Origin of the sequence: Formosa sejongensis (genome assembly GCF_033447105.1) — a bacterium.
Lineage (GTDB): Bacteria > Bacteroidota > Bacteroidia > Flavobacteriales > Flavobacteriaceae > Formosa.
Window position 1 is genome coordinate 85850 of sequence record NZ_JAWQUN010000016.1, and the last position, 13663, is coordinate 99512.

General features: G+C 33.8%; 7 protein-coding genes and 1 pseudogene. 7 read left to right on the forward strand and 1 reads right to left on the reverse strand.

What is annotated here, in order from left to right; genetic code table 11:
* Nucleotides 1-179 precede the first annotated feature (179 nt).
* From R6X41_RS14365 to R6X41_RS14385, 5 genes are all read left to right on the forward strand, one after another.
* The gene (locus R6X41_RS14365) at nt 180-3293 is read left to right on the forward strand and encodes a SusC/RagA family TonB-linked outer membrane protein (RefSeq protein WP_318501039.1); all 3114 of its coding nucleotides are present in this window, start codon (nt 180-182) and stop codon (nt 3291-3293) included.
* Nucleotides 3294-3298: 5 nt separating this feature from the next.
* Entirely contained in the window at nt 3299-4903 is a 1605-nt protein-coding gene (locus tag R6X41_RS14370; RefSeq protein WP_318501040.1) for a SusD/RagB family nutrient-binding outer membrane lipoprotein, read from the forward strand.
* A gap of 97 nt (nt 4904-5000) precedes the next feature.
* Nucleotides 5001-6929, forward strand: a complete 1929-nt coding sequence (gene nagB, locus R6X41_RS14375) for a glucosamine-6-phosphate deaminase (RefSeq protein WP_318501041.1) — start codon at nt 5001-5003, stop codon at nt 6927-6929.
* A gap of 6 nt (nt 6930-6935) precedes the next feature.
* Entirely contained in the window at nt 6936-7361 is a 426-nt protein-coding gene (locus tag R6X41_RS14380; RefSeq protein WP_318501042.1) for a hypothetical protein, read from the forward strand.
* A 17-nt stretch (nt 7362-7378) separates the two neighbouring features.
* On the forward strand, nt 7379-9418 hold the full coding sequence (locus R6X41_RS14385; RefSeq protein ID WP_318501043.1) for a beta-N-acetylhexosaminidase: 2040 nt from the start codon (nt 7379-7381) through the stop codon (nt 9416-9418).
* 195 nt (nt 9419-9613) lie between these two features.
* On the opposite strand, the gene R6X41_RS14390 is transcribed toward R6X41_RS14385, so the two are convergent.
* On the reverse strand, nt 9614-11131 hold the full coding sequence (locus R6X41_RS14390) for an aminotransferase-like domain-containing protein (RefSeq protein ID WP_318501044.1): 1518 nt from the start codon (nt 11129-11131) through the stop codon (nt 9614-9616).
* A 68-nt stretch (nt 11132-11199) separates the two neighbouring features.
* On the opposite strand from R6X41_RS14390, the gene R6X41_RS14395 reads away from it, so the two are divergent.
* Both R6X41_RS14395 and R6X41_RS14400 read left to right on the forward strand, forming a co-directional pair.
* Nucleotides 11200-13020, forward strand: coding sequence for a TonB-dependent receptor plug domain-containing protein (locus R6X41_RS14395; RefSeq protein ID WP_318501045.1), 1821 nt, complete (start codon nt 11200-11202; stop codon nt 13018-13020).
* A 261-nt stretch (nt 13021-13281) separates the two neighbouring features.
* Nucleotides 13282-13545, forward strand: a pseudogene (locus tag R6X41_RS14400) (cupin-like domain-containing protein); the annotation flags it as partial.
* Nucleotides 13546-13663 lie beyond the last annotated feature (118 nt).

The following is a 13663-nucleotide window of genomic DNA, read 5'->3' on the forward strand; positions in this document are numbered from 1 at the left end:
ATTTTAATAATATAATAGTTAATTCACAATAAAATACACCTTTCTTTATTTCTCAAAAACGCTTATCGTAAATCCAATGTTATTTATATGTTAAATCATGTCGTTTAGATATTTTATTTTAAAATAAATATAAAAAGGGATAAACTTGAATCAAATAACCGAGACTAAACAATCAAATTATGAAACACTTTTTAAGAATGACTTTCCTTTTTTCTTTATTGTTCTTTAGTGCGCAGCTCATGCAAGCACAAAGCAAAGAGATAAAAGGAACTGTGACCTCTATAGCAGATGGCATGCCAATCGCTGGGGTAAATGTGGTAGTTTTAGGAACATCGAACGGAACATTAACCGATTTTGATGGGAACTATACTTTAGACGCTAATTTAGGAGATATTTTAAAATTCTCTTATTTAGGAATGACTACAACTCAAATTACTGTAGCCAATTCAAGTAATTACAATATTAAATTAGACGAGGATAGCGAACAATTAAACGAAGTGGTAATAACTGCTTTAGGTATTAAGAAAGAGAAAAAAGCACTTACCTATTCTGCTCAAGAAGTTTCTGGAGACGAATTAACTCGTGTTAAGCGAACCAATCCTATTAATAGTTTAGCGGGTAAATCTGCTGGTATTTCTATTACAAAAAGTTCTTCCGGATTAGGAGGAACCTCTAAAGTCGTTTTAAGAGGAAATTCTTCTACAACGAATAACGATCCGTTATATGTTGTAAATGGTATACCAATGCTTAACAGAGGAAATGGATCTGACGGTAACGAACCAGGCACAGATATTTTTGGTAGCCAAACTGGTAACAGAGATGGTGGAGATGCCTTGTCTTTAATTAATCCTGATGATATTGAAAGTATGACTGTACTAAAAGGAGCTTCTGCTTCTGCTCTTTACGGTAGCCAAGGTGCAAATGGTGTAATCTTAATCACTACTAAAACAGGAAAAGATGGTGCTGTTTCAGTAAATTTTAATTCTAGCTTTATGGTAGATAATGTAGTTTCTTTACCAGAACTACAATCACAATATCAAAGTAAATCTGTAGGACAGCCTATAGCCGAAAATGGAAACGTTACAGACCCAATGTCTTGGGGTACTAAAACAGATGGGTTAAGTAATGATGCCAAAGACTTCTTTCAAACGGGTTTCACATCTATAAATGCAATATCCTTAACTGCAGGAACCCAAAAAGCACAAACGTATTTTTCTTATGCGAATACTGTTGGAGAAGGTGTTATTCAAGGTAACGACCTTACAAAGAACACAATTACAATAAGAGAAACAGCTAAATTTCTAGACGACAAAATAGAAGTTTCTGCTAGTGTTAACTTATCAGACCAACGCATCGCTAATCGTCCAACAAACGGTTTATATGCCAATCCCTTAACAGCTGTATACTTAAACCCAGTAGGCATTAGCAGAGATACTTATGAAAACAAATATGAGTATTTTAATGCTGAATTAAACCAAATGGATCAATACGCAACGTCTTTTTCTGAAAACATTCAACAAAACCCTTATTGGTTAATTAACAGAAGCCCGAGCGAAGATGTTGCGCAACGTGTTTTAGCAAACTTATCTGTGAAGTATAATATTTCTGATGCGTTCACTTTACAATCTAGAGGGAGTTACGATAAATTATTCTACACTTACGAAAAGAAACAATATGCAGGAACAGATACTGCAAACTCAGGGTCTAACGGACGTTACATTTTAGAAAAAACAGAAAATACCCAACAGTACATAGACTTAATAGGAACTTATAATACTACGTTTGGAGAAGACTTTACATTTACAGGACTTATAGGTACAAGTTTAACAAAATACCAAACGGGAGACCAAACCTACTTAGATTCTGGTCGTGATGGTGCTGGGCTTAATTACCCTAACTATTTTGCAATTCAGAATTTCGAAAACACAAATAACATCCGTCAGAGTGTTGCGAATAGAGAAGTACAATCTTTATTTGCTTCAGCTAACTTCGGTTACAAGGGCTTATTATTCTTAGATGTTACGGGTCGTAATGACTGGTCTTCTACATTAGCAAATACAGATAGTTATTCATTTTTCTATCCTTCGGTAGGTATAACAGCTGTATTATCTGAAATAGTTGATATGCCAGAAGCCATTTCATTTGCAAAAATTAGAGGATCTTATGCCGAAGTTGGTAAAGATATACCTGTAGACGTTACAGTGCCTTTAAACTATATTAACCAAAATAACAATAGTATTTCTATAGTTCCTTACGCTCCTATTGAAGGGGAAACGTTAAGACCTGAAAAACAAAAAGGATTTGAAATTGGTACAGAATGGAGATTCTTTGGTAATCGTTTAGGATTCGATTTTACATATTACAACTCTAAAACATACGATCAAATATTTTTTATCACCGCAGAACCTAACTCATATGGGTATTCTCAAAACATTGTAAATGCAGGAGAAATTTCTAATGCAGGTTTCGAAATTGTTTTAAATGCAAAACCTATAGTTACAGATAAATTCTCATGGAATACGGCAATTAACTTTGCACAAAACACCAACAAAGTAGTATCTGTTCACCCATCTTTAGACAACGGTGAAGCTATAATTACTGCTCCTGGAGTTAACGGATATGGATATTCTTTAATTGAAGGTGAAGATTTTGGTAGTATTAAAGCAAGATCTTTAATTAGAGACGAAAATGGAGTTCCTGTTGTAACATCTACAAGCGAAGAAGATGGATCTACAAGCTATGCATTACAATCTACAGATTTCGAAACAGTTGGTTATGCACAACCAGACTTTACATTAGGATGGAATAACGATTTCGAATATGGAAACTTTTATTTAAACTTCCTTATCGATGGTAATTTTGGCGGAAGCGTAATGAGTGTTACCGAAGCTATAAATGACCAATATGGAGTTTCTCAAAATTCTGCCAATGCTAGAAACAACAATAACGGTATGGTAAACGTGGTAGACCAGAATGGTACTAGCGCACAAATTTCTGCCAACGACTATTACAGTGCTGTTGGAGGAAGAGCTGGTTTATTAGGAGAATATGTTTACGATGCTACAAATATTAGTTTACGTGAACTGTCTTTAGGATACAAATTACCTTTCGATAATAAATTTGTAGACAACATTAATTTCTCATTAATAGCGACTAATCTATTCTTTTTCTACAAAGACGCACCATTCGATCCAAACATTACATCTAGTACAGGAATGGGATTACAAGGGGTAGATATTTATAACCAGCCTTCTACAAGAAGTATCGGGTTAAACATTAACATAAATTTCTAAGAAAAATGAAAAATATACTTAAATATACTATGGTCGCAATGACTGCCATAAGTTTATCGAACTGTACGGGAGATTTTGAAGACATCAATACAAATACCTATGGATATTCAGACGAGGAACTTTCACAGCAATTCAATAATATTGGATCTGGTTTTTCTACAATCTTCGATAATATTATCAGAACTAATCCAGGTTGGAACTACCAATTACAACAAAACCTAAACGCCGATGTATTTTCGGGCTATATGGCATCTCCAACTCCTTTTGCAGGAAACATAAACAACCAAACATATAGTTTAGTTGATGGATGGAATGGATTTATTTGGAGTGATGCTTACGACGGTAATAGTGGAAATGGAGTGATGCCATTTGCTGAAAAAATAAATGTTAATGCAGATGCATCTGGGAACGAAAACAGTATGATGTTTGTATATCTATCAAACACCGTTAAAGTTATGGGTATGCATCGTGTTACAGATGTATTCGGACCAATACGCTACTCGAAATATGGAGACTACGAAACAACTGGCGAGTACGATTCTCAAGAAACAGTTTACGAAACATTCTTTAACGAGTTAGACGAAGCCATAGATGGATTAGAACCTTTTACAGGAAACCAACAATTTGTGCCTTTCGATAAATCTGATTTTGCATCGCCTGCAGGAGATAACATTGCCAATTGGCGTGGTTTTGCTAATGCCTTACGCTTACGTTTAGCAATAAGAGTATCTAAAGTGGCTCCAGAATTAGCAAGAATTGAAGGTGAAAAATCACTAGCAAGTAATGCAGGTTTCTTAGAAAGAGGAGATATGCGAGTTGGTATGGATGGCTTTTCTCACCCATTAATAGAAATTAGTAACGGTTGGGGTGATGTAGGTATGAGTGCCGAGATGGAATCGATTCTTACTGGTTTTAACGACCCAAGAATCTCAACATTTTTTGCACACCCAGCAAACCCTGCATTAGGTGATTATAAAGGGATTCGTCAAGGAATTAAAATTGAGGCAAAATCTGAATATGGTTCACACTCTATGTTAGGATCTTTTCTTGAGGGTCCAACAAAAATATGGATGACTCAAGCAGAAGTCTATTTCTTAAAAGCAGAAGCGTCTTTAAGAGGATGGTCTGGCGCTGGAGATGCTAAACAAAATTACGAAATGGGAGTTAGAGCAGCTTTTACGCTTGCTGATGCTTCAAATGTTGACGCTTATTTAGCAGATACGACTAGTACACCTGCAAATTATATCGATGCAAATAATCCTGCTAACAATTATGTTTACCCTAGCGATGTAAAAATTGCTTACAACGATGCTGGTACTAATGACGAACAATTAGAACAAATTATTACTCAAAAATGGATCGCTGGCTTCCCTGACGGACAAGAAGCTTGGAGTGAATTTAGACGCACAGGTTACCCAAAAGTATTCCCTGTTGTAATAAATAATAGTGGTGGAACCATAGATACACAAGAACAAGTACGTCGTATTAATTTTGTGCAAACAGAAAAAGATGTAAACGGTGCCAATGTAACTGCTGCTGTTGGTATGCTAAAAGGACCTGACACCGGTGGAACAAGATTATGGTGGGACACTGGGTTACCTAATTTTTAATTCATAAGTAATTAGTTTATAAATCGATTAAGTGTTTGATTAGTTCACAAAGTAAACGGGATTAGCGTCTCGTTTACTTTATCAAAAAGAAATTAAAATGAAAGTAGATAGTACTGATTTAAAAAGTATAGCCTACACGGAGGCTGGTAAGTTCGAAGAAACACGTTTTGAAAAGATTCACAACGTTATTTTCAACTCTTCAAATGAAGCATCAATTATTGTTGCACAAGAAATAGCTGCATTAATTTTAGAGAAGGAAAAGTTAAACCAACCTTGTGTATTAGGTTTAGCTACAGGATCGTCTCCAATAAAAGTTTATGAAGAATTGGTTAGAATGCACAGAGAAGAAGGGCTAAGCTTTTCTAATGTGGTAACCTTTAACTTAGACGAATATTACCCAATGGGGAAAGATAATATTCAGAGTTATTTCTACTTCATGCATGAACATCTTTTTAATCATGTAGATATTCTTCCAGAAAACATAAACATTCCAAACGGTATGGTAAGTGCAGACGATTTATATCAATATTGTATCGATTACGAATTAAAAATTAAATCTTACGGCGGATTAGATTTTCAGCTTTTAGGAATTGGAAGAACAGGACATATCGGTTTTAACGAACCCGGTTCTCATTCAAATTCAGGAACACGAAGTATCACTCTAGATCACGTAACACGAGCAGATGCAGCCCCTGCTTTTTTAGGTATAGACAACGTTCCAAGAAAAGCCATAACTATGGGAATTGGAACCGTTAAAAGTGCAAAACGTGTTGTGTTATTAGGTTGGGGTTTAAACAAAGCTAAAGTACTTAAAAAGACTATTGAAGGCGAGGAAACGTCTAGCGTGCCTGCTACATATTTACAAGATCACGACAATACTACTTTTGTAATAGATAGTGAAGCTTCTTCGGAATTAACACGTGTAAAAACACCTTGGTTAGTAGCATCTTGCCATTGGACAGACACTTTAAAACTAAAAGCTGTAGTGTGGCTTAGTGAATTATTAAATAAGGCCATTTTAAAATTAACAGACAAAGATTATAACGATAATGGAATGTCTGGTTTATTAACAGAAGAAGGCACTGCTTACGACCTAAACATAAAAATGTTTAATAACCTGCAACACTCCATTACAGGTTGGCCAGGAGGAAAACCAAATGCCGATGATTCTTACCGACCAGAACGTGCTAATCCGGCTAAAAAACGAGTAATAATTTTTAGTCCGCATCCAGACGACGATGTTATTTCTATGGGTGGGACTTTCGATAGATTAGTAGAGCAAGGTCACGATGTACATATCGCTTACCAAACCTCTGGAAACATAGCTGTTTCTGACGAAGAAGCTTTAAAATTTGCCGAAATAATCTGTAAATTAAATCCAGATGCTACCGAAGCTTTAAATATAATAAGTTTTCTAAAAAGTAAAACCGACAAGGACATTGATTCTCGAGAACTAAGACAATTAAAAGGCTTAATAAGACAAAGTGAATCTTTGGCAGCAACTCGTTATTTGGGAGTAAAAGACAAAAATGTTCACTTTTTAAACCTTCCTTTTTATGAAACAGGAACAATAAAAAAAGGAAACTTAACTAAAGAAGATATAGACATAGTCGTCTCTTTAATAGATCACGTTAAACCTCATCAAATCTATGCTGCTGGTGATTTAGCCGATCCGCATGGTACACATAAAGTGTGTTTAGATGCTCTTTTTGCAGCCATAGACATTCTTAAACCAAAAGCATATATGGACGATTGCTGGGTTTGGTTATACCGTGGTGCTTGGCACGAATGGGAATCTTACGAAATTGAAATGGCTGTACCAATGAGTCCAGATCAAGTACTTAAAAAACGTCATGCGATTTTCTATCACCAATCTCAAAAAGATGGTGTTATGTTTCAAGGCGACGATTCCAGAGAATTCTGGGTTCGCGCCGAAGACCGTAACCGCTTAACTGCGAAAAAATATAACGATTTAGGGCTTGCAGATTATGCTGCCATTGAAGCTTTTAAACGTTATCATTTTTAATATATAATGAAAAAATCAATCTTAATAATTTTGGCTATAATCTGCTTTTCTTGTGAAAAGAAATCTATCCCCCTTGGAATTTCTGGAACATGGAAAATGGTTTATGCTGAAATTATTGAGAATGATTCAATAAAAATTAAAGACTTAAAACATACCGAATTCATTAAAATTATTAATGACTCTCATTTTGCTTTTTTCAATCAGAATACAAACAACACTGAAAATTTTTACGGTGGTGGAGGAACTTATATTTTAAACGGAAATGACTATGAAGAGATTTTAAGTTACACATCTTCAGAAAACATTAAAAACCACAAATTCTCCTTTAAAATTCAAATTAAAGGAGACACGCTAATTCAATCTGGCATAGAACGTATTAAAGCCGCAGGAATTAATAGAGCTATCACAGAAAAGTACATCAAACTAAATTGAGCCTTAAACAAGACACAATGAAAAAAATAATATTACTAATTATAATCATAAACGTTACAAGCCAATTGAGTTATGCTCAGGATGCGTTAGCAAACACTTATGATTTAATGCCTTGGCCAAAAAACATACAGGGTACGGAGCAAATGCTTCCTATTACTGAAAATTTAACCATTTCTATAAACGGTCCATCACAAGAACGTGTAAGATTTGTAGCGACTTCCTTTTTAAGACGGCTTTCAGGACGTACTGGAGTATTTATAAATTCTGGTTTTCCGACTTCTGCAAAAGACAATACAAACGCAACTATAAAAATTAGTTATAAAAACGAAGGAACCTTAACTAATGATAATGACGAATCTTATCAATTAAACGTTACTAATTCTGGAGCAACCATTACGGCACAAACAGATATTGGAGCCTTAAGAGGAATAGAAACCTTATTACAATTAACGAATAGCAATGCTACAAATTTTTACTTTCAAGGGGCAGAAATTTCCGATGCTCCACGTTTTGTTTGGCGTGGTTTAATGATTGATGTCTCTAGACATTTTCATCCCGTAAATGTGATAAAGCGTAATTTAGACGGAATGGCATCAGTTAAAATGAATGTATTTCACTGGCATTTAATCGACGATCAAGGTATTCGCATTGAATCTAAAATCTATCCGCAATTAACAGCATTAGCTTCAGACGGATTATTTTATACTCAGGAACAAATTAAAGAGGTCGTTGTTTATGCTTCTAAATTAGGAATTCGTGTTATTCCAGAGATAGATGTTCCTGGACATGCATCGGCTATTTTAACGGCTTTTCCTGAATTAGGAAGTAAGCCTGGAGCAACATATACAATAGAACGTAATTCAGGAATTTTCGATCCAACTTTAGATCCTACAAACGAAGAAACATATGTATTTCTATACAATCTGTTTACCGAAATCGCTCCACTTTTTCCAGACCCCTATTTCCATATAGGTGGAGATGAAAATGAAGGTAAACATTGGGATGAAAACGAAAACATTCAGGAATTTAAAGAAGCAAATAACTTAAAAACGAATCACGATTTACAGACATATTTTAATATAAAACTTGAAAAAATTCTGAATAAATCAGGGAAAAAACTTGTGGGTTGGGATGAAATTATGACGCCTACCATGCCTACAACAGCTGTGATCCATTCGTGGAGATCTGAAAATGAAGGTTTACCAAAAGGAGGCTCTTTAATTGAAGCTGCCAAGCAAGGATACAACACAATTTTATCTAACGGTTTTTATATTGATAGAATGCAATCTGTAGTAGGTCATTACCAAAATGAACCTATTGGAGATATAGAATTGACAACAGATGAACAAGCTCGAATTTTAGGAGGAGAAGCAACCATGTGGAGCGAATTAGTAACATCTGAAACTTTAGATTCTAGAATCTGGCCAAGAACAGCAGCTATTGCAGAACGTTTATGGTCGCCTAAATCTGTGAACAATGTAGATAATATGTTAAAACGGTTAGCAGTCGTTAATTTCAGATTAGAGGAATTAGGCTTAACACACATTACAAACAAAACTGTTATTCTAAGAAACTTAACAAATAATCAAGATATTTCTTCATTAGAAACCTTGATGAATATTTGTGAGCCACTTAAAATTTACACTAGAAATAAAGATGGTGTAGAATATAAAACCTTCTCCCCTTTTACATTATTTGCAGATGCTTGTACTGTAGATGCAAAAGATGCTATGACGTTTAATCGTTTAGTAAAAAATTATGTTTCATCTCCTTCTGAAAACACAAAAACAGAAATTATATCGTATTTAAAAATATGGTCTAAAAATTACGAAGCGTTTTCTAAACTAAACAAAACACCAATTTTAAACAGTTTGGAACCAATCTCTAAAAATCTTTCTGAAGCTGCTACAATTATACTTCAAAAAGCAAATAATAAACCCCTTTCAAATTCAGCAAAAGAGCAATTAAAAAATAATCTTAAGGTTTTAAAACAAGACCATGTAGATGTTGAGATTGCTATAGTTGATGCTTTAGAAATAATCTCTAAACATATTTAAGAGTTACATTGAGTTAGTTTGTTTTTAAACCCCGAGATGATGGTTAAACTCGGGGTTTTTTATGTCTAAAATTTCATTATTAAAAAACACACAAATAACTCATAATCAACGAATAAAATACATTTTTATTAAAACTAAAATTATTTTTATCTTAATTATTCAGAATTGATTATTTTTGATTTTAGTTCATTAAAACTATTTGTTTTCAGCAGTAATTTCTTGAAAAGAGACCGTGTCATAAATAGTTTTTAAGGTGCTAACAACAATTTCTATTTCTTCTTCTTTTAAATGACCGAAGCCAAAACGAATGGCACATGTATTTTTATCTTGATACAGAATGGTTTTTGGTAAAAACACGTTGTTTCTTTCAGCGATTTCAGCAAGTTTAACCAACGAAATTTCAGGCTTAAACTGCAACCAAATTGCTAATCCGCCGGAAGGTATTTCCCAACGAATAGCAGCTCCAAAATAAGTTGTTAGGCATTCGCACAAACAATCTCGACGTTGCTTATAAATTAAAATATTCTTTTTTATAAGACGATTAATCTCACCTTCTGAAATTAATTCGGAAAGCATTTGTTCCTGAATTAAATCTCCTTGCTGGTCTAACAATTGGAGATAGTTTTTGGCTTCAGAAATTAAATTTTCTGGCGCCACGACAAATCCTGTTTGAAAACTTGGAAACAAAGACTGCCCTAACTTTCCTAAATAAATAACAAGTCCATTGGCATCGGAACTTGCCAAAGGTAGCATGGCAGAGCCTTCAAACTGAAAATCGTAATCAAAATCGTCTTCAATAATAGCAAACTTATATAGTTTCGCCAATTGCATAAGTTTTAAACGCCGTTGTGCACTTAACGTAATTGTTGTAGGATAATCTCTATGCGCACAAACATAAACACACCTAATTGTACCTTTTACAAAATGTGTTTTGATATAGTCAATATCCAAACCATCTTCATCGACAGGAATTGTTTTTATAGATGCTCCTGCTTGCTGAAAAATCATATTTGCAGCATAATTACTTAAATTCCCTACTAAAACAACATCGTTTTTTTTTATAAGTAACTGCGACACTATATACAAACTCATTTCTGTACTCCGTGTGCTTATTAGGTTAACAGGTTTAATATGAAACCCTCGGGTAGCATTTAAATAATTACAAAGCTGATTTTCGAAAACAGAATAGGAACCCTCATTTGTCCTGTTCCATTTTTTTATCAACGTTTTTCGTTTCATGGCTGTACTGTACCATCTAGAAAATTGAAATGTAGGATGTAATCTTAAATCGGGTTTTCCATCATTAATAACATATTCGGCTTTGGTAGCCTGTACTGTCGAAGCCAAATTCATGGATTTTTGAAAAGGAAAACCTGTATTTTCAGAATAATTATAAGCCTGACTAATAGGAAATGTTACAGCTTTAATCTTTGCCGTTTTTTGTTCTGGTAACAAAACAAAAGTTCCTTTATTTGGTAGGATTTCTACCCAACCCTGAGCAGCTAATTCGTCGTAAATAGCAACTGCCGTATTCCTATGAATTTTTAATAACTGGCTTAAAACACGAGTTCCAGGTAAAATAGTTCCTTTTAATAAATAACCACGTTGTATTAAATTCACTATTTGTTCAGAAACCTGTATATACAAGGGTTTTGATTTTGATTTATCAAAATCTATTAATTTTACAAAAAGGGTATCGACCGGACTATTCATTGTTTTACAACTGGACTATTCTAATAGTCCGTAAAGTTACGACTTTTGCAACGTTTTTAATATTAGCCATGAAGCCAACCAAAATAATTACCTCCCTAAGTATTTTAATTTCGACATTAGCCTTTGCTCAAGAACCTGTTCCTGAGGAAACTTTAGAAGAAGTTATTATAACCTCTAGTAGAATTGACCTTCCATTTTCAAAAAACTCCAGATCTATTAATATTATAACATCAAAAGATATTCAAGCGTCTGCTGCCACTAATGTCGCCGATTTATTACAACAGGTTTCTGGTGTAGATATTCGTCGTCGTGGACCAGCTGGAACGCAAGCCGATTTATATATTCGTGGAGGAAGTTTTGACCAAACCTTATTGCTTATTGATGGTATAAAAGTAGAAGATGCGCAAACTGGGCATCATACAATGAATATTGCACTACCTCTAGATGTTATTGAACGTATTGAAATTATTTCTGGGCCAGCAGCTCGTGTATTCGGTCAGAATGCTTTTACGGGTGCTGTAAACATTGTTACAAAAAAAGAAACTAAAAGAATGTTATCTATTGAAGGGCAAACGGGTTCATTTCACACCTTAAATGGTTCCATTACTGCAGGTCTAGATTTCGATGATACTAGTCACCTTGTACACGTATCTAAAAACACTTCCGCTGGATATAGATATAATACAGATTACGATAATTATAACTATTTTTTGAAAAGTAGTTTCAATAAAAGCAAACAACCCATTCATTTATTGGCGACAATGAATAATCTAAATTTTGGAGCAAACGGTTTCTATGCCACACCATCGGCTACAGAACAATACGAAGAAACTCAAACAAGTTTGATAGGAGTTCAGACCCAATTTAATCGAAACGATTGGGTTTTTAAACCTCAAATATATTGGAGAAGAAACCAGGATATGTATCTATACGACAGAAATAACCCAACGGGGTATAGAAATTTACATATTACCAATAAAGTTGGTGCCGAACTTAATGGGTCTTACACTTCTAATTTAGGAGTTACAGGTTTTGGAGTTGACATCTCTGAAGTGTTTATTGCAAGTAATAATTTAGGCGATCACGATCGTTTTGTAACCACAATGTTTTTAGAACAACTGTTTAATTTTTTCGATGACAAATTAGATGTAACACCTGGAATTGCAGTTACTTATTTCTCTGATTTTAAATGGCATGCTTTCCCAGGAATGGATATAGGTTATAAAATTAATACTAATTTTAAATTATACGGAAACATTGGGTACACTTATAGAATTCCAACATATACAGATTTGTATTATAGCGATCCAACAACCAATGGAAACGAAAATTTAGATCCCGAAGAAGCAATCTCCGAAGAAATCGGGATTAAATATAACAGCCAAAGGTTCAATGCATCTCTAGCCCTTTTTAATCGCGATTCAAAAAACTTAATCGATTATGTTAAAGATGATGAAGACGATTTATGGATGGCATATAACATACAAGAACTGAAAACGAAAGGAATTGATGTGAATTTAAATTACAACTTTAGAATTGCAGAATTTGGTCAAACTATAAACACATCTTACACTTATATTAATGATGAGGTCCAACAAGTAGATGCCGAATTTTCTAGATACTCAATAAACTCATTAAAGAATCATTTTATAGCACGATATTCCTCTCAGTTTATCAAAAACTTATCGCAATCCATCATTTATAAATATGCAGAACGCACAACTGGAGAAAGCTATTCTGTAGTAGATGCAAGCATAACATATATGTTTAGGAGTATAGAGTTTTCATTTATAGCAAGTAACATTTTCAATACAGAATATACCGAAACAAACAACGTACCTATGCCTAAAGGTAGCGCTCTTTTTGGCTTAAAATACACTTTCAAATAAACCTTTTTATTATTTAATTATCATGTAAAAATCTATAAATCAAACTATTGAATGATTATTTTAAATTTCAATTAAAACAAGAATCTGATTTACACTTGGAATCATTACTTCAAAAAAACACAGTAAAAATCCAACCTAAAATATAGCCTATTTAAAACGAGATATTTTATCTTTTTTTAGTTAAAAGTCTGATGTGATTTATTCATACTAGGTAAATATCTATAACTATTTATTAACTTGCAGATCTAATTATTTTTGCTTTTGAAATTAAATCTTCTAGACGTTCCTCGCGTAAAAACAATTACTAAAGAGGATTTTATAAACCTATATTTTAAACCACAAAAACCTGTGGTTATCGAGCATTTTATAGACCATTGGCCGGCATATTCTAAATGGAGTTTAGAATATATTAAATCTGTTGCTGGCAATAAAACTATTCCGCTTTACGACGATAGACCTGTAAATTTTAAAGATGGTTTTAACTCGCCTCATGCCAAAATGAAAATGAGTGAATACATCGATTTAAGACCGTTGCAAGGTCAAATCAATTGAATCTATTATTATATTGAATAACTGTTTGTAAATTAAGTTCTCAAGTCTTATTTTTAGGTTATGAAATTACAGAAAGCCCCAACCTTAGCGG

Coding starts and splice junctions, on each gene's coding strand:
- R6X41_RS14365 (WP_318501039.1), top strand. CDS start 180: ATGAAACACTTTTTAAGAATGACTTTCCTTTTTTCTTTATTGTTCTTT.
- R6X41_RS14395 (WP_318501045.1), top strand. CDS start 11,200: ATGAAGCCAACCAAAATAATTACCTCCCTAAGTATTTTAATTTCGACA.
- R6X41_RS14380 (WP_318501042.1), top strand. CDS start 6,936: ATGAAAAAATCAATCTTAATAATTTTGGCTATAATCTGCTTTTCTTGT.
- R6X41_RS14390 (WP_318501044.1), bottom strand. CDS start 11,131: ATGAATAGTCCGGTCGATACCCTTTTTGTAAAATTAATAGATTTTGAT.
- R6X41_RS14370 (WP_318501040.1), top strand. CDS start 3,299: ATGAAAAATATACTTAAATATACTATGGTCGCAATGACTGCCATAAGT.
- R6X41_RS14385 (WP_318501043.1), top strand. CDS start 7,379: ATGAAAAAAATAATATTACTAATTATAATCATAAACGTTACAAGCCAA.
- nagB (WP_318501041.1), top strand. CDS start 5,001: ATGAAAGTAGATAGTACTGATTTAAAAAGTATAGCCTACACGGAGGCT.